24 protein-coding genes are annotated in these 15,118 nt (G+C 61.7%); 1 reads left to right on the top strand and 23 read right to left on the bottom strand.

Annotated features, from left to right (window positions below; genetic code table 11):
• Positions 1–8 precede the first annotated feature (8 nt).
• Both B0E55_RS10430 and B0E55_RS10425 read right to left on the bottom strand, forming a co-directional pair.
• On the bottom strand, positions 9–566 hold the full coding sequence (locus B0E55_RS10430) for an NADPH-dependent FMN reductase (protein ID WP_020906901.1): 558 nt from the start codon (positions 564–566) through the stop codon (positions 9–11).
• Between the two features lie 22 nt (positions 567–588).
• Positions 589–1,167, bottom strand: a complete 579-nt coding sequence (locus B0E55_RS10425; protein WP_020969046.1) for a TetR/AcrR family transcriptional regulator — start codon at positions 1,165–1,167, stop codon at positions 589–591.
• A gap of 57 nt (positions 1,168–1,224) precedes the next feature.
• Here B0E55_RS10425 and B0E55_RS10420 point away from each other — a divergent pair, with 57 nt between their 5' ends.
• Positions 1,225–2,367 carry an acyl-CoA dehydrogenase family protein gene (locus B0E55_RS10420; protein WP_020906899.1) on the top strand — a complete coding sequence of 381 codons (1,143 nt, stop codon included), beginning with the start codon at positions 1,225–1,227 and terminating at the stop codon, positions 2,365–2,367.
• Positions 2,368–2,424: 57 nt separating this feature from the next.
• Here B0E55_RS10420 and truA read toward each other — a convergent pair whose 3' ends face one another.
• The 21 genes from truA to rplN form a co-directional block, all read right to left on the bottom strand.
• Positions 2,425–3,309 (bottom strand): tRNA pseudouridine(38-40) synthase TruA, encoded by an 885-nt coding sequence (truA, locus tag B0E55_RS10415; protein WP_060938795.1) that lies wholly within the window; start codon positions 3,307–3,309, stop codon positions 2,425–2,427.
• 6 nt (positions 3,310–3,315) lie between these two features.
• Positions 3,316–3,873, bottom strand: coding sequence for a 50S ribosomal protein L17 (rplQ, locus tag B0E55_RS10410; protein WP_020906897.1), 558 nt, complete (start codon positions 3,871–3,873; stop codon positions 3,316–3,318).
• A gap of 29 nt (positions 3,874–3,902) precedes the next feature.
• A complete protein-coding gene (locus B0E55_RS10405) occupies positions 3,903–4,964 on the bottom strand; it encodes a DNA-directed RNA polymerase subunit alpha (protein WP_003941016.1) in 1,062 nt (353 codons plus the stop codon).
• 120 nt (positions 4,965–5,084) lie between these two features.
• The gene (gene rpsD / locus B0E55_RS10400) at positions 5,085–5,690 is read right to left on the bottom strand and encodes a 30S ribosomal protein S4 (protein WP_003940769.1); all 606 of its coding nucleotides are present in this window, start codon (positions 5,688–5,690) and stop codon (positions 5,085–5,087) included.
• A gap of 22 nt (positions 5,691–5,712) precedes the next feature.
• Positions 5,713–6,126, bottom strand: coding sequence for a 30S ribosomal protein S11 (rpsK, locus tag B0E55_RS10395; RefSeq protein ID WP_003940683.1), 414 nt, complete (start codon positions 6,124–6,126; stop codon positions 5,713–5,715).
• The gene (gene rpsM, locus B0E55_RS10390) at positions 6,126–6,500 is read right to left on the bottom strand and encodes a 30S ribosomal protein S13 (RefSeq protein WP_003940834.1); all 375 of its coding nucleotides are present in this window, start codon (positions 6,498–6,500) and stop codon (positions 6,126–6,128) included. Before rpsM ends, rpsK begins: the two co-directional genes overlap by 1 nt.
• 250 nt (positions 6,501–6,750) lie before the next feature.
• Positions 6,751–6,864 (bottom strand): 50S ribosomal protein L36, encoded by a 114-nt coding sequence (rpmJ, locus tag B0E55_RS10385; protein WP_003938068.1) that lies wholly within the window; start codon positions 6,862–6,864, stop codon positions 6,751–6,753.
• Between the two features lie 90 nt (positions 6,865–6,954).
• Positions 6,955–7,176, bottom strand: a complete 222-nt coding sequence (gene infA / locus B0E55_RS10380; RefSeq protein ID WP_003418601.1) for a translation initiation factor IF-1 — start codon at positions 7,174–7,176, stop codon at positions 6,955–6,957.
• Between the two features lie 313 nt (positions 7,177–7,489).
• A complete protein-coding gene (map, locus tag B0E55_RS10375; protein ID WP_003940806.1) occupies positions 7,490–8,287 on the bottom strand; it encodes a type I methionyl aminopeptidase in 798 nt (265 codons plus the stop codon).
• Entirely contained in the window at positions 8,287–8,832 is a 546-nt protein-coding gene (locus B0E55_RS10370) for an adenylate kinase (RefSeq protein ID WP_003940868.1), read from the bottom strand. Before B0E55_RS10370 ends, map begins: the two co-directional genes overlap by 1 nt.
• Entirely contained in the window at positions 8,829–10,148 is a 1,320-nt protein-coding gene (secY, locus tag B0E55_RS10365) for a preprotein translocase subunit SecY (protein ID WP_020906895.1), read from the bottom strand. The genes B0E55_RS10370 and secY overlap by 4 nt, the downstream gene beginning before the upstream one ends.
• A 257-nt stretch (positions 10,149–10,405) precedes the next feature.
• On the bottom strand, positions 10,406–10,849 hold the full coding sequence (rplO, locus tag B0E55_RS10360) for a 50S ribosomal protein L15 (RefSeq protein ID WP_019747555.1): 444 nt from the start codon (positions 10,847–10,849) through the stop codon (positions 10,406–10,408).
• A 2-nt stretch (positions 10,850–10,851) separates the two neighbouring features.
• Positions 10,852–11,031, bottom strand: coding sequence for a 50S ribosomal protein L30 (gene rpmD / locus B0E55_RS10355; RefSeq protein WP_003940751.1), 180 nt, complete (start codon positions 11,029–11,031; stop codon positions 10,852–10,854).
• A complete protein-coding gene (rpsE, locus tag B0E55_RS10350) occupies positions 11,031–11,702 on the bottom strand; it encodes a 30S ribosomal protein S5 (protein ID WP_003940718.1) in 672 nt (223 codons plus the stop codon). The genes rpmD and rpsE overlap by 1 nt, the downstream gene beginning before the upstream one ends.
• Before the next feature lie 31 nt (positions 11,703–11,733).
• Positions 11,734–12,141: a 50S ribosomal protein L18 gene (gene rplR, locus B0E55_RS10345; protein ID WP_003940996.1), complete on the bottom strand. Its 408-nt coding sequence runs from the start codon at positions 12,139–12,141 to the stop codon at positions 11,734–11,736.
• Position 12,142: 1 nt separating this feature from the next.
• Positions 12,143–12,682, bottom strand: coding sequence for a 50S ribosomal protein L6 (gene rplF / locus B0E55_RS10340; protein ID WP_003940970.1), 540 nt, complete (start codon positions 12,680–12,682; stop codon positions 12,143–12,145).
• Between the two features lie 14 nt (positions 12,683–12,696).
• Positions 12,697–13,095 carry a 30S ribosomal protein S8 gene (gene rpsH / locus B0E55_RS10335; RefSeq protein ID WP_003940873.1) on the bottom strand — a complete coding sequence of 133 codons (399 nt, stop codon included), beginning with the start codon at positions 13,093–13,095 and terminating at the stop codon, positions 12,697–12,699.
• Positions 13,096–13,547: 452 nt separating this feature from the next.
• Entirely contained in the window at positions 13,548–13,733 is a 186-nt protein-coding gene (locus B0E55_RS10325; RefSeq protein ID WP_003940698.1) for a type Z 30S ribosomal protein S14, read from the bottom strand.
• Between the two features lie 4 nt (positions 13,734–13,737).
• Complete coding sequence (gene rplE / locus B0E55_RS10320; RefSeq protein ID WP_003940924.1) at positions 13,738–14,304, bottom strand: 50S ribosomal protein L5; 567 nt, start codon at positions 14,302–14,304, stop codon at positions 13,738–13,740.
• A gap of 1 nt (position 14,305) precedes the next feature.
• Complete coding sequence (rplX, locus tag B0E55_RS10315; protein ID WP_003941019.1) at positions 14,306–14,623, bottom strand: 50S ribosomal protein L24; 318 nt, start codon at positions 14,621–14,623, stop codon at positions 14,306–14,308.
• Positions 14,623–14,991, bottom strand: coding sequence for a 50S ribosomal protein L14 (rplN, locus tag B0E55_RS10310; RefSeq protein ID WP_003940951.1), 369 nt, complete (start codon positions 14,989–14,991; stop codon positions 14,623–14,625). The genes rplX and rplN overlap by 1 nt, the downstream gene beginning before the upstream one ends.
• Positions 14,992–15,118: the final 127 nt, after the last annotated feature.

Here is a 15,118-nt window from a genome sequence, read left to right as displayed (position 1 = left end):
GTCCAAGATCAGCCAGGATAGGGATCACTCGCACGCTGCATCCGCAATCCACTCCCCCACCAATGCAATTCACGAATCATCTTCTCGCTGGCATCGATCGCAATCGAATCGACGCCGTACGGCTCGTGTCCGAATTGCTTGCGTACCCGGTGAATGGTCACGCTTTGACGCACCGAGACCATGTGCAGCTCCGCCACTACTTGCCTCAGTTGTTCGACGGCCCGAACACCACCTGAAATCCCGCCGTAGGACACGAATCCGATCGGCTTGGCACGCCACTCGTGTTTCACGGAATCGAATGCGGTCTTGAGGGCAGCCGGGTACCCGTGGTTGTATTCGGAGGTCACAGCAACAACAGCATCGGCTCGTCCGATTCGCTGGCGGAAAACTTCCGTGGCAGGTGAATCCGAGAAATCCTGGGGCAACGACAGCTCTCTGAGGTCGATCACCGATACGTTCCACGACGGGTTCGCGGTTGCGCGCTCGACAAACCAATCCGCCACTGCTCGTCCTATTCGCCCCTCGCGGACCGAACCTACGATGACTTCGACCTTCAAAGGTGCCATGAACGTCGATGCTAGCGACTCGTCACGCAGTGATCCCGTCCGTGATGAGTGCGGCCAGTTCCCGATACGCGCTGGCATCGTCCAACCCGGTAGCCCGGTAGACCGCGCGTTGCTGGATCCGAACCATTGTCGCTGCGGCCGCATCAGCGACAAATGACGCGTGTACCCGCCGGAATGCGCCCGAATCCACTCCCTCGACGATGAGCGCTCGCACACGATCCGCGGCGATCGACGTGTTCTTCTCGTAAACCTGACTCGCCGACACCGATTCAGCCAGGTCTTCCATGAATTGACGGGACGCCGCGGTCAGTTGATCACCGACTGCTTCGAGATACACCGCAACTCGACGAGTGGGTGTCGACTCGGCAGCGACGGCACTCTCCACCGCATCGGTCGCCGCACGGAAGAAGTGCACCGTCACAGCCCGCACCAGATCCTCTTTGCCGGCCGCCACGGTGTACAAGGTGCTCTTGGAGCAGTGCAGACGAGCTGAGATCTCGTCGAGCGTGAGGTGGGCGAAACCCTCGCTCAAGAACAGTTCGACCAATTGATCGAACAACTCTGCCCTGCGCGCAGTCGTCTTGTGAACCAGCCTTGCCATACGCAAGACAGTACTGCAGTATCGTTCCCAGTACTACTACCTAGCTAGGAGCCGACCGTGCCCGTCGAACGCCTGATGCCCAGCCAAGAAGCTCGCGATCTCATCGAACTGACGCGTGATGTCGCGGACAAGGTACTCGCGCCCAAGGTCAACGAATACGAGAAGGCCGAGAAGTATCCCGAAGGCGTGTTCCCCGCACTCGGACAGGCAGGCCTGCTGAGCCTTCCGTATCCCGAGGAATTCGGTGGCGGCGATCAGCCGTACGAGGTGTACCTCCAAGTCCTCGAAGAGATCGCCTCGCGCTGGGCAGCGGTTGCAGTGGCGGTGAGCGTGCACAGCCTCTCGTGCTTCCCACTGTTCACCTTCGGCACCGACGAACAGAAGGCCCGCTGGCTGCCGGACATGCTGGGCGGCAACACCATCGGCGCATACAGCCTTTCCGAAGCGCAGGCCGGATCCGACGCCGCCGCATTGTCGTGCAAGGCGACGGCCACCGACGGTGGCTACCGCATCAACGGCTCGAAGGCCTGGATCACCAACGGCGGCAAGGCAGACTTCTACAACCTCTTCGCCCGCACCAGTGACGACGGCTCTCGCGGCATCTCCTGCCTCCTGGTGGACAAGGACACCGAAGGCCTCAGCTTCGGCAAGCCCGAGGAGAAGATGGGACTGCGCGCGGTCCCCACTGCATCCGCGAATTACGACGACGCCTTCGTCCCTGACGAGCGGTTGATCGGTCAGCGCGGCCAGGGATTGCCGATCGCCTTCAGCGCGCTCGACTCCGGCCGACTCGGAATCGCTGCTGTTGCCGTCGGAATCGCTCAGGGCGCACTCGACGACGCGGTCGCCTACGCGAAGGAGCGCAAGGCATTCGGCAAGCGGATCATCGATCACCAGGGACTCGGATTCGTGCTCGCGGACATGGCGGCCGCAGTTGACTCCGCTCGCGCCACTTACCTCGATGCAGCCCGCCGCCGCGACGCCGGAGTTCCGTACTCGCGCAACGCCAGCGTCGCCAAACTCGTTGCCACCGACGCAGCAATGAAGGTCACCACCGACGCCGTTCAAGTGTTCGGCGGGTACGGCTACACCCAGGACTTCCCCGTCGAGCGCTACATGCGCGAGGCCAAGATCACGCAGATCTTCGAGGGCACCAATCAGATTCAGCGTCTGGTCATCGCGCGCCAATTGGCGGGATAGTCGTCTACATGAAATGCCCTCCCACGCAGAGTGGGAGGGCATTTTGTATCGAGGCGGTCAGTCGCCGCAGCACCCGCCCGAAGACGGAATCTCGCGGGTTTCACGGGTAATCGCGTTGCGGGCAGCCAGTTCCGAGTAGTCGGGGTAGTCCACGCGAACCAACGAAAGTCCGTGCGCCGGCGCAACGAGGATCGAACTCGACCGCGACGTTTCGTCGAGCAAACCTGCCACCCAGTCGGCGGTGCGGCGTCCCTCACCGACCGAGAGGACTGCCCCGACAAGACTCCGGACCATCGACCAGCAGAACGCATCGGCATTCACGTACGCCGTGAACACCGTGCCCTCCTGCGCCCAGTCGAAGCGTTGCAGCTCCCGCACCGTCGTAGCGCCTTCTCGACGCTTGCAGAATGCCGCGAAGTTGTGCAGGCCCAGAAGCCGATTCGACGCTTCTTGCATCGCTGCGAGATCGAGTGGTTTGGGGTACGACACCGTATCGCGTGCGCGTAGGGGTTCCACTCCGAATGCCGCGTTGGTCACCCGGTACTCGTAGTAGCGTCGCATCGCCGAAAAGCGTGCGTCGAAGTCACCCGGAACCACCGAGATCTGTTTGACCCGAACGTCCTTGGGCAGGAAGCGTGCAAGTCTGCGCACGAGTCGCGACGGATCGTCGGGGAGCAACTCGCTCGGGACGTCGACGTGCGCTACCTGCCCCGTGGCGTGAACGCCGGCGTCCGTGCGACCGGCAACAGTCAGCTGAACCGGTTGCCGTAGTACCGTTCCCAACTTGCCTTCGATCTCACCGCACACGGTGCGCAGATCGGTTTGACGGGCCCAGCCCGAGAAGTCGGTGCCGTCGTAGGAGATGTCCAGCCGCAATCGAACGAGCCCGCCGTCCCCGATGGGGGCGGCGGGCTCGTTCGATTCAGCATGTGCCGAAACCAAGGGAGACTAGTCCTTCTTGGCCTCTTCGGCCTCGGGAGCGTCGGCCGCAGTTGCGGTCTCGTCCTCGATGGCCTCGACGACTGCGTCAGCGTTCTCGACCTCAGCCTCGGTCGCGTCGGCCTCTACGGCCTCGACGACGTTCTCTGCGGCGGGAGCTTCCTGCGAGGACTTGACGCGACGAGCGCGGTCAGCCTCGGAGGTGACGGTCTTTTCCTTGACGAGCTCGATGATTGCCATCGGAGCGTTGTCGCCCTTGCGGGGGATCGTCTTGATGATGCGGGTGTATCCACCGTTACGGTCCGCGTAGAACGGGCCGATCTCGGCGAACAGGGTGTGAACGACATCCTTGTTGCGGATGACCTTCAGCACCTCACGACGGTGAGCCAGCGTGCCGGCCTTCGCGTGCGTGACGAGCTTCTCGGCGTAGGGGCGCAGTGCCTTGGCCTTGGACTCGGTGGTGGTGATGCGACCGTGCTCGAAGAGCGCGGTAGCCAGATTGGCGAAAATCGCCTTCTGGTGGGAAGCCGACCCGCCGAAGCGGGCACCCTTCTTGGGCTTGGGCATGATGATCTCCTAGTAAAGGACCTGAGCTGCTACAGCTGTTCGGTCTCGGCGTAGTCCTCGGTACCTTCGGCATCGCCGAAGGAACCGGCATCAGTGTCACTCCACGTTCCGGTGGCGGCGTCGTAGCCGGCAACGGTGGTGGGATCGAAGGATGCGGGGCTGTCCTTGAGGGACAGGCCGAGCGAATGCAGCTTGACCTTGACCTCGTCGATGGACTTCTGTCCGAAGTTGCGGATGTCGAGCAGATCGGACTCGGTACGGCCGACAAGCTCACCGACGGTGTGAACACCTTCGCGCTTGAGGCAGTTGTAGGAGCGGACCGTGAGGTCCAGATCCTCGATGGGGAGTCCGAAGGAAGCGATGTGATCGGCCTCGGCGGGCGAGGGTCCGATCTCGATTCCTTCTGCTTCGACGTTCAGCTCACGGGCCAGGCCGAAGAGCTCAACCAGGGTCTTGCCCGCCGAAGCGAGCGCGTCCCGTGCGGTGATGGAGTTCTTCGTTTCCACGTCGAGAACGAGCCGATCGAAGTCGGTGCGCTGTTCGACGCGAGTGGCCTCCACCTTGTAGGTGACCTTGAGCACCGGCGAGTAGATCGAGTCGACCGGGATACGGCCGATCTCTGCGCCGGACGCCTTGTTCTGGACGGCGGGGACGTAGCCACGACCGCGCTCGACAACGAGCTCGATCTCCAGCTTTCCCTTGTCGTTCAGGGTGGCGATGTGCAGATCAGGGTTGTTCACGGTGACGCCTGCCGGGGGCACGATGTCGCCTGCAGTAACAGCGCCGGGGCCCTGCTTGCGGACGTACATGGTGACCGGCTCGTCCTCTTCGGAGTTCACGACGAGGCCCTTGAGGTTCAGGATGATGTCGGTGACATCTTCCTTCACTCCCGGGACGGTGGTGAACTCGTGGAGAACGCCGTCGATACGGATGCTGGTGACAGCAGCGCCGGGGATCGACGAGAGCAGCGTGCGGCGCAGCGAATTGCCGAGCGTGTACCCGAAACCTGGCTCCAGGGGCTCGATGACGAACTTCGAGCGGTTATCAGCGATGACCTCTTCGGTCAGCGTGGGTCGCTGAGAAATGAGCATTGGTATTTCCTCCTGTACGGACGTCCACTATTTGACGCCCACGATGGGAAAGGGCCTGCGGCCCTGTGAGTGGTTGAGGAGTCCGGAGACTCCTCAACCACTCACGGGGTGCGAAGCGCCTTACTTCGAGTAGTACTCGACGATGAGCTGTTCCTGCAGAGCGATGTCGATCTGCGCGCGCTCGGGAAGCTGGTGAACCAGGATCCGCAGACGCGAGCCGACAACCTGCAGCCACCCGGGAACCGGGCGATCGCCGACGGTCTCACGCGCAACCTGGAACGGAAGCGTGGAGAGCGACTTCTCCTTGACATCGATGATGTCGTACTGCGAGACGCGGTAGCTCGGGATGTCGACCTTCTTGTTGTTCACGAGAAGGTGACCGTGCGTGACCAGCTGACGTGCCTGACGGCGCGTGCGAGCGAGGCCTGCGCGGTACACGACGTTGTCGAGACGCGACTCGAGGATGCGAAGCAGGTTCTCGCCGGTCTTGCCGGGGCGGTTGTTCGCCTCCTTGTAGTACAGGCGGAACTGCTTCTCCATGACGCCGTAGGTGAAGCGAGCCTTCTGCTTCTCCTGCAGCTGGAGCAGGTACTCGCTCTCCTTGATACGCGCGCGGCCGTGCTGTCCGGGCGGGTACGGGCGGCGCTCGAATGCCTGGTCGCCTCCAACGAGGTCGACGCGCAGACGACGCGACTTGCGGGTGATGGGTCCGGTATAACGTGCCATTTTCTTCTACCTATCCTTCCCGCTATACCCGACGCCGCTTGGGCGGACGGCAGCCGTTGTGCGGCTGGGGGGTTACATCGGAAATGGTGCCGACCTCGAGGCCAGCAGCCTGGAGGGAACGGATTGCGGTCTCGCGACCGGATCCCGGTCCCTTGACGAAGACGTCAACCTTCTTGACACCGTGCTCCTGCGCCTTACGGGCAGCGCTCTCAGCAGCAAGCTGAGCGGCGAAGGGAGTCGACTTACGCGAACCCTTGAAGCCGACGTGTCCCGAAGACGCCCAGGAAATGACATTTCCGGCGGGGTCCGTGATGGACACGATGGTGTTGTTGAAGGTGCTCTTGATGTGAGCGGCGCCGTGCGGGATGTTCTTCTTATCCCTGCGACGCGTCTTCTGGGTCTTCTTCGGACCGGTGCTACGTGACTTCGGGGGCATTACTTCGCCTTCTTCTTGCCGGCAATGGTGCGCTTCGGACCCTTACGGGTACGGGCGTTGGTCTTGGTGCGCTGACCACGCACGGGCAGACCACGACGGTGGCGCAGGCCCTGGTAGCAGCCGATCTCGATCTTGCGACGGATGTCGGCCTGAACCTCGCGGCGAAGGTCACCCTCGACCTTGAGCGACTCCTCGATGTACTCGCGGAGCTTTGCCAGGTCCTCGTCCGAGAGGTCCTTGCTCCGGAGATCCGGGCTGACGCCGGTGGCGTCAAGGATTTCCTTGGAGCGGGTACGGCCGATGCCGTAGATGTATGTCAGTGCGATCTCCATACGCTTTTCGCGAGGAAGATCAACACCAGAGAGACGTGCCATGGTGGCATTTCCTTATCGGTGTGCGGAGGTCTGCTCCCAGCCCTTCCCCTGTGCCTCTTGCCGAGTACCGACGCCCGAAGGCGCAGATGATCTCATCAACTAACTCAGTGGGGCCCCGGCCTCCGTGCCGGGGGTGAACCATTGTCCGACCTTGGCGATCGGTGAACGATCGCGTGGGGTCTCGTCAACAATGGCTGGTACTGGGAGGTCTTCTTTGCTTGTTGCCAAGCAGATCTTCGAAAAGCTAGATCTAGCCCTGACGCTGCTTGTGACGCAGGTTCTCGCAGATCACCATGACTCGACCGTTACGGCGAATCACTTTGCACTTCTCGCAGATCTTCTTGACGCTCGGCTGAACCTTCACGTCTTCTGATCTCCTGTTTTGTCGCAGCCCGCCGCGATGAACCGCGGCAGACATACTTCTCCCTGACCCAGGTCAGGTCCGGGAAGTTCGTTACTTGTAGCGGTAAACGATGCGTCCGCGCGACAAATCGTAGGGCGAGAGCTCCACGACAACGCGATCTTCCGGGAGGATGCGAATGTAGTGCTGACGCATCTTTCCGCTGATGTGGGCGAGGACCTTGTGGCCATTCTCGAGCTCAATGCGGAACATCGCATTGGGCAGCGGCTCGACTACTCGTCCTTCGACCTCGATGGCCCCGTCTTTCTTAGCCATATCCTCCGCGATCCGTTTGGTTTGGCATGCTTCGTGCATCGGCTTCCGTTACATTGGCACGCAATGGAAAGATCGTCGGCACTTCGGGGGCCCGATCCCGGAGCGATCCGGGCGTAGGCACACGAACTATCGACGCGCATAGCGCACCGCCTAGCCATGTTACGCGATGTAAACGACCAGGCCAAATGCGCCTCCGGTCAGGGTGACGACGCACACCGCTCCCCCATCGAAAAAGTCCCAGCCTCGACATGAGGCTGGGACTTCTCGAACGTGAATCATGCTCGCTGCCAACACTTGTCAGCAACGGCGTCAACTACTCCGGCCGGAGTGTCAGAATCCGCGGACCGTCCTCGGTCACAGCGACAGTGTGTTCCCAGTGCGCCGCACGGGACCCGTCGGTCGTCACAACAGTCCAGTCGTCGTCGAGAATCACCGTGTCGGTGGTGCCGAGCGTGAGCATCGGCTCGATCGCGAGGCACGATCCGACAACCAGTTCAGGACCCTTACCCGGGGCACCTTCATTGGCGAGGAACGGATCCATGTGCATTTCCCGACCGATTCCGTGTCCACCGTATCCGTCGACGATGCCGTAGGAACGACCGTGCAACTTCTCGGCGGCATGAGTACCGACCTCGATCGCGTGCGAAACATCCGTCAGACGGTTACCGGCGATCATCGCCGCGATCCCGGCTTCCATCGAAAGCCGAGTGGCTTCGCTGAGTTCCTGATCGGCGACGCTGATCTCACCGACACCGAACGTCCAGGCAGAGTCACCGTGCCAACCGTCGAGGATCGCGCCACAGTCGATGGAAACGAGGTCGCCTTCAGCCAGGATGTCCTGAGCTGAAGGGATCCCGTGAACGACGCGATCGTTGACCGAAGAGCAGATCGAACCGGTGAAGCCGTGGTACCCGAGGAACGAGGGCACGGCGCCGGCGTCACGAATGACCGATTCTGCGACCGCGTTCAATTCCAAAGTGCTGACACCGGGCTTTGCCGCAGCACGCACCGCCACCAGCGCCGAACCCACGATCGCACCGGCGGCAGCCATCGCGTCGAGTTCGCCCGCGGAGCGGAACGGAACAACCTTGCGTTTACGCCCGAAGACCATTACTTACCCAACGCTGCCAGTGCGCGTGCGTTGACCTCTTCGACCTCGCCGATCGCGTCGACGGAGACGATGCTGTCCTTGTAGTAATCGAACAGCGGTGACGTCTCGTCGCGGTAGACCCGGAGTCGGTTGCGAATGACGTCCTCGGTGTCGTCTGCGCGACCGCGGGCGAGCATGCGCTCGACCACGATGTCCTCGTCGACGACAAAAGAGAGGACACCGTCGAGCTTGGTGTCGAGATCCTTCAAGATTCCCTCGAGTGCCTGAGCCTGTTCGACCGAGCGCGGAAATCCGTCGAGAAGGAAACCGTTTGCTGCGTCCGGTTCTGCGACGCGAGCCTTCACCATGTCGTTGGTGATCGAACTCGGTACGAGTTCGCCGGCGTCGATGTACTTCTTTGCTTCCACACCGAGAGCGGTGGCCTGACCGATGTTCGCGCGGAAGAGATCACCCGTGGAGATATGGGGAACGCCGAACTTCTCGGACAAGATAGCGGCCTGGGTGCCCTTGCCGGCACCGGGAGGACCAAGGAGGACAAGTCTCACTTGAGGAACCCTTCATAGTTACGCTGCATTAGCTGACTCTCGATCTGCTTCACGGTGTCCAGGCCGACGCTGACCATGATCAGCACCGCGGTGCCACCGAACGGCAGGTTCTGCGCGCCGCCGCCATTCCCGATGTCGAGGAACAGGTTGGGCAGAACAGCAATGGTGCCGAGGTAAATCGCACCCGGAAGGGTGATGCGACTCAGCACGTAGTTGAGGTAGTCCGCGGTCGGCTGACCTGGTCGGATACCGGGGATGAAGCCGCCGAACTTCTTCATCTCGTCGGCGCGCTCTTCGGGATTGAAGGTGATGGCGACGTAGAAGTACGTGAAGAAGACGATCAGGCCGAAGTAGATCGCGATGTACACCGGGTTGGCCGGGTTCACCAGGTAGGTGTTGATGAGGCGCTGCCACCAACTGGGGTCGACCGCTGTACTGGCCGAAGTCAGCTGTGCGATCAAGTTCGGGAGGTACAGCAGTGAAGACGCGAAGATCACCGGGATGACGCCGGCCTGGTTCACCTTCAGAGGCAGGTACGTCGAGGATCCGCCGTACATCTTGCGTCCGACCATCCGCTTTGCGTACTGAACCGGGATCCGGCGCTGACCCTGCTCGACGAAGACGACACCGGCGATGATCAACAGCGCTGCGAGGCAGACGAAGGCGAAGACCAGCGGACCGCGACTGTCGAGAATCGACTTGCCCTCGCTCGGGATACGCGATGCGATACCGGCGAAGATGAGGAGCGACATACCGTTGCCGACGCCGCGTTCGGTGATGACCTCGCCGAACCACATCACCATGGCAGCACCGGCAGTCATGACCAGCACGATGATGGCAAGACCGAAGATCGACTTGTCGGCGATGATGTCGTCACAGCCCTGGAGCAACTGTCCGCGTGCCGCAAGAGCGACGATGCCGGTCGACTGCAGGATTGCCAGAGCGATGGACAGGTAACGCGTGTACTGCGTCATCTTGGCCTGACCGGACTGGCCTTCTTTTCGAAGTTCCTCGAACTTCGGGATCACCACGGTCAGCAGCTGCACGATGATGCTTGCCGTGATGTACGGCATGATGCCGATCGCAAAGATCGACATCTGCAGCAGAGCGCCACCGGAGAACAGGTTGATCAGCGAGTAGATACCTGCTGAGTCACCGGAGTTGGCGATATCGATGCACTGACGCACGCGGCCGTAGTCGACACCTGGGGACGGAATGAGAGCGCCGACCCGATACAGAGCCACCAAGCCGAGGGTGAAGAGGATCTTCCGCCTCAGGTCTGGGGTCCTGAGGGCCGAGACGAAGGCGGAAAGCAAAGATCCTCCTGGCACGACGGTAGGGAGACAGATCGTTTGACCTGTCGAACTTTTGAACTCTAACAGTGAGCATTTGGGAACTAAGCGGGCAGACCACGAAAACCGGGTAAGCCGAAGATACATTTGCCACTCGGTGACCAGAATACTGGCCCATCCGAGGCATGCACGACCAATCTGTGACAAGACCTGGTAGACGCCGATGGCCGCAGCGCAGCAAACGCTGCGCTGCGGCCATCGGACTAGCTACGCGTGATTACTCACAGCTCGGTGGCGGAACCACCGGCAGCAGCAATCTTTTCCTTGGCGGAACCGGTGAACTTGTCGACGGTCACCTGAACGGCAACTGTCAGTTCGCCGTCGCCCAGAACCTTGACGAGCTGGTTCTTGCGGACTGCGCCCTTGGCAACGAGATCCTCGACCGTGATTGCTCCACCTTCGGGGAACAGACGGGCGATGTCGCCGACATTGACGACCTGGTACTCGGTGCGGAACGGGTTCGTGAAGCCCTTGAGCTTGGGCAGACGCATGTGAAGCGGCATCTGTCCACCCTCGAAGCCCACGCGCACGGTGTTACGTGCCTTGGTGCCCTTGGTACCGCGACCTGCGGTCTTACCACGCTTGCCGCCCTCACCGCGTCCAACACGAATCTTGTTGGACTTGGATCCCGGAGCGGGGCGCAGGTGGTGCAGTTTGATGGTCATGGTTAGACCTCCTCAACTGTTACGAGGTGGCGCACCACGTTGATCAGACCGCGGTTCTGTGCGTTGTCCTCACGAACAACGGTCTGACGGATGCCCTTGAGACCGAGCGTGCGCAGAGAATCCTTCTGGTTCTGCTTGGTCCCGATGATGCTCTTGATCTGAGTGACCTTGAGATCTGCCATTACTTCACACTCCCAGCAGCCTGTGCGCGAGCGCGAAGCATGCCGGCGGGTGCAACCTCTTCGAGGGTGAGGCCGCGGCGAGCCGCAACTTCCTCGGGACGCTGCAGACCCTTGAGCGCAGCAACGGTCGCATGCACGACGTTGATGGCGTTGTCGCTACCGAGCGACTTCGACAGGATGTCCGCGATACCAGCGCACTCCAGCACGGCGCGCACAGCGCCACCGGCGATAACACCGGTACCGGGGCTTGCCGGGCGAAGCATGACGATGCCAGCAGCAGCCTCACCCTGAACGGGGTGAGTGATGGTGTTGGCGATCATCGGGACGCGGAAGAAGCTCTTGCGAGCCTCCTCGACACCCTTCTGGATGGCCGCGGGAACTTCCTTGGCCTTTCCGTAGCCGACGCCGACCAGTCCGTTGCCGTCTCCGACGATCACCAGAGCGGTGAAGCTGAAGCGACGACCACCCTTGACGACCTTGGAAACGCGGTTGATCGTGACAACGCGCTCGATGAACTGTGACTTCTCCGCAGCGTTTCCGCCACGGCCACCGTCGCGACGGTCACGGCCGCCACCACGGTTGTCCCCACGAGCGTTGCTGTTGTCACCGCTGTTGGGGCCATTCTGTCCGGCGGGTCCGCTTCCGCCGTCACGCCTTTGACGTCCCGGCATCAGGCTGTCCTTCCGTTGAAAATGTTGGTCATCAGAACTTCAACCCGCCTTCGCGAGCCGCGTCTGCCAGGGCCGCGATGCGACCGTGGTAGCCGTGTCCGCCGTGGTCGAAGACAACTGCTTCCACGCCGGCAGCCTTGGCGCGCTCGGCGATCAGCTGACCGACCTTCGCGCTCGCAGCCTTCTTGTCGCCTTCTGCCACGCGCACGTCTGCTTCGATGGTCGACGCGGAGGCCAGGGTGTGGCCGGCCAGGTCGTCCACGAGCTGGACGTGGATGTGGCGCGAGGACCGGTTGACGACCAAGCGGGGACGCTCGGGCGTGCCGGAGACCTTCTTGCGGAGACGGAAGTGACGACGCGTCTTCGAGAGACGACGCTTGGTGGACGCATCCTTGCCCAGCGGAATCCGCTTGGCTTTCTGGTTTGCAGTCTGGCTCATATCACTTACCCGTCTTTCCGACCTTGCGGCGGATCTGCTCACCCTCGTAACGCACGCCCTTACCCTTGTACGGGTCCGGACGACGGAGACGACGGATGTTGGCCGAGATCTGCCCGACCTTCTGCTTGTCGATGCCGGACACCGAGAACCGGGTGGGCGACTCGACGACGAAGGTGATGCCTTCAGGAGCCTCGATCGGCACCGGGTGGCTGAAGCCGAGCGCGAACTCGAGGTCCTTGCCCTTCAGTGCCACACGGTAACCAACACCGTGGATCTCCATCTTCTTCGTGTAACCCTCGGTGACACCGGTGATGATGTTCGCAACCAGGGTCCGCGACAGACCGTGCAGCGCGCGGCTACGACGCTCGTCGTCGGGGCGCGTGACGCTCAGCGAGCCGTCCTCTGCCTTTTCGATTGCGATGGGCTCGGAGATGGTCAGCGCGAGGGTGCCCTTGGGACCCTTGACGGTGACATCCTGGCCGCTGATCGTGACGTCAACGCCCGCGGGGACGGTGACCGGAATCTTTCCAATACGCGACATTGTGGTGGCCTCCCTTACCAGACGTAGGCGAGGACTTCCCCGCCTACTCCTTGATTGGCCGCCTGGCGATCGGTGAGCAGACCGGACGACGTGGAGATGATGGCCACGCCGAGGCCTCCGAGGACCTTGGGCAGGTTGGTGGACTTCGCGTAAACCCGGAGACCGGGCTTGGAAACGCGACGCACGCCGGCGAGGCTACGCTCGCGGCTGGGACCGTACTTCAGATCGACGATGAGGGTCTTGCCGACCTCTGCGTCTTCGGTACGGAAATCGGAGATGTAGCCCTCGCGCTTGAGGATCTCGGCGATGTTCGCCTTGATCTTCGAGTGGGGAAGCTTCACCTCATCGTGGTACGCCGTGTTGGCGTTGCGCAGACGCGTCAAGAAGTCTGCGATGGGGTCAGTCATGGTCATAGGTCGACCTCGACACCTTTCTCGCTGTGGTTCCCATGCAACACCGGACGAATCCGATCGTGGGCCTCCAGCAATTCGGCTGGGCCGTCCGACTTGTGTCAGACGGCGTAAGTTACCGCACCGAGCTGAACGCATGCGTCAGCCACGGCAACCGCTCTAGTGTAGGGAACTTTGCCGCAAGTGTCCACCGGGATGCCACGTCGGCTCCCCCACCGCCACCCGAAGGTCGCTGATCGGGAAGGTATCGACGCACCCCGAAATCTGAACTGCTCGTTCGGCACCGAAGAACGACATCGACGAACGATGATCGCTTTCAACCAGAGTCGCAGCGGGACAGTTCTTTTCAGGATCGGCGCGATACACAACTCGATGGAAACCACGAATGGACGTGGGTTCCAAAGGAACCCACGTCCATTCACATGCGTGGTGTGACGAAGCCCGAGGGCCTCAGATCACCAAGAGCTCTTGCGAACTCCGGGAAGCTCGCCGGCGTGAGCCATCTCGCGAACGCAGATACGGCACAAGCCGAACTTGCGGAACACCGAGTGCGGGCGACCGCACCGCTGGCAGCGGGTGTAGGCGCGAACCGCGAACTTGGGCTTCTTGTTGGCCTTGTTGACCAATGCCTTCTTAGCCATGCGCTCAGTTCTCCTTGAACGGGAAGCCGAGGTGCTTGAGCAGTGCACGGCCTTCTTCGTTGTTGGTTGCGGTGGTCACGACGGTGATGTCCATACCGCGGGGGCGATCGATCTTGTCCACGTCGATCTCGTGGAACATCGACTGCTCGTTGAGGCCGAACGTGTAGTTGCCGTTGCCGTCGAACTGGTTGCCCGAGAGACCGCGGAAGTCGCGGATACGGGGCAGAGCGACAGACACGAGGCGGTCCAGGAACTCCCACATGCGGTCACCACGGAGGGTGACGCGTGCGCCGATGGGCATACCTTCGCGGAGCTTGAACTGCGCGATGGACTTACGTGCCTTGCGGATCTCGGGCTTCTGGCCCGTGATCAGCGACAGGTCATGGACAGCGCCGTTGATCAGCTTGGCGTCACGGGCAGCGTCGCCGACGCCCATGTTGACGACAACCTTGACGACGCCGGGGATCTGCATGACGTTCGAGTAGTCGAACTCGCTGTTGAGCGCGTCCTTGATCTCAGCGCGGTAGCGTGCCTTGAGGCGCGGCTGGACCTTGTTTTCGGTGGAGGTCATGTCAGATGTCCTTCCCGTTCTTCCGGGAAATCCGAACGCGCTTGCCGGACTCTTCGTCGGTGCGGTAGCCCACGCGGGTGGGGTTTCCGTCCGAGTCGACGACTGCAACGTTGGAAACGTGGATCGGGGCTTCCTGCGTGACGATGCCGCCGGAGGATGCTCCGCGCTCGTTCGCGGAAACCGCGGTGTGCTTCTTGATTCGGTTCACGCCTTCGACGAGGACCTTGTCGGTCGCGGGGTAGGCCTGAATGACCTTGCCCTTCGCGCCCTTGTCCTTGCCGGCGATGACCAGAACGGTGTCACCCTTGTGCACCTTCATCACAGCACCTCCGGGGCAAGCGAAACGATCTTCATGAACTTCTTCTCGCGCAGCTCACGGCCGACGGGTCCGAAGATGCGGGTTCCACGGGGATCACTGTCAGCCTTGATGAGCACTGCAGCGTTCTCGTCGAACTTGATGTAGGAACCGTCCGGACGACGGCGCTCCTTGGTCGTGCGAACGATGACGGCCTTGACGACCTCACCCTTCTTGATGTTTCCACCGGGGATTGCGTCCTTGACGGTGGCGACGATGACGTCACCGATCCCGGCGTAGCGACGTGACGAACCGCCGAGAACGCGGATGCAAAGGATTTCCTTGGCACCCGTGTTATCAGCGACGCGAACTCGCGACTCCTGCTGAATCACTTGATCTCCCTAGACCTGGAATTTCGTGCGCAACGGATTACCGACCCGGTGCGCGCGGTCATTGTTGCCACCTGCGTCGTGTCTGAGCTGCAGTCCCACCGACTGACGTCGGGAGACGATCACTGCA

Source organism: Rhodococcus sp. 66b (assembly GCF_002076325.1).
In the GTDB taxonomy this organism is placed as follows: Bacteria; Actinomycetota; Actinomycetes; order Mycobacteriales; family Mycobacteriaceae; genus Rhodococcus_F; species Rhodococcus_F erythropolis.
Note: the sequence above shows the minus strand (reverse complement) of the source record. Positions and strands in the feature narration are given on the sequence as shown.

Excerpts from the sequence above, each read along its gene's own strand:
- B0E55_RS10430 (WP_020906901.1), bottom strand. The coding sequence starts at position 566 with ATGGCACCTTTGAAGGTCGAAGTCATCGTAGGTTCGGTCCGCGAGGGG.
- rpsD (WP_003940769.1), bottom strand. The coding sequence starts at position 5,690 with ATGGCACGTTATACCGGACCCATCACCCGCAAGTCGCGTCGTCTGCGC.
- B0E55_RS10405 (WP_003941016.1), bottom strand. The coding sequence starts at position 4,964 with ATGCTCATTTCTCAGCGACCCACGCTGACCGAAGAGGTCATCGCTGAT.
- map (WP_003940806.1), bottom strand. The coding sequence starts at position 8,287 with ATGGTCTTCGGGCGTAAACGCAAGGTTGTTCCGTTCCGCTCCGCGGGC.
- rplR (WP_003940996.1), bottom strand. The coding sequence starts at position 12,141 with ATGAGCCAGACTGCAAACCAGAAAGCCAAGCGGATTCCGCTGGGCAAG.
- B0E55_RS10425 (WP_020969046.1), bottom strand. The coding sequence starts at position 1,167 with ATGGCAAGGCTGGTTCACAAGACGACTGCGCGCAGGGCAGAGTTGTTC.
- rpsM (WP_003940834.1), bottom strand. The coding sequence starts at position 6,500 with ATGGCACGTCTCTCTGGTGTTGATCTTCCTCGCGAAAAGCGTATGGAG.
- rplE (WP_003940924.1), bottom strand. The coding sequence starts at position 14,304 with ATGACCTCCACCGAAAACAAGGTCCAGCCGCGCCTCAAGGCACGCTAC.
- rplO (WP_019747555.1), bottom strand. The coding sequence starts at position 10,849 with ATGACCATCAAACTGCACCACCTGCGCCCCGCTCCGGGATCCAAGTCC.
- rplX (WP_003941019.1), bottom strand. The coding sequence starts at position 14,623 with ATGAAGGTGCACAAGGGTGACACCGTTCTGGTCATCGCCGGCAAGGAC.
- rpmD (WP_003940751.1), bottom strand. The coding sequence starts at position 11,031 with ATGGCAGATCTCAAGGTCACTCAGATCAAGAGCATCATCGGGACCAAG.
- rpsE (WP_003940718.1), bottom strand. The coding sequence starts at position 11,702 with ATGCCGGGACGTCAAAGGCGTGACGGCGGAAGCGGACCCGCCGGACAG.
- rpsK (WP_003940683.1), bottom strand. The coding sequence starts at position 6,126 with ATGCCCCCGAAGTCACGTAGCACCGGTCCGAAGAAGACCCAGAAGACG.
- infA (WP_003418601.1), bottom strand. The coding sequence starts at position 7,176 with ATGGCTAAGAAAGACGGGGCCATCGAGGTCGAAGGACGAGTAGTCGAG.
- rpsH (WP_003940873.1), bottom strand. The coding sequence starts at position 13,095 with ATGACCATGACTGACCCCATCGCAGACTTCTTGACGCGTCTGCGCAAC.
- rplF (WP_003940970.1), bottom strand. The coding sequence starts at position 12,682 with ATGTCGCGTATTGGAAAGATTCCGGTCACCGTCCCCGCGGGCGTTGAC.
- B0E55_RS10325 (WP_003940698.1), bottom strand. The coding sequence starts at position 13,733 with ATGGCTAAGAAGGCATTGGTCAACAAGGCCAACAAGAAGCCCAAGTTC.
- rplQ (WP_020906897.1), bottom strand. The coding sequence starts at position 3,873 with ATGCCCAAGCCCAAGAAGGGTGCCCGCTTCGGCGGGTCGGCTTCCCAC.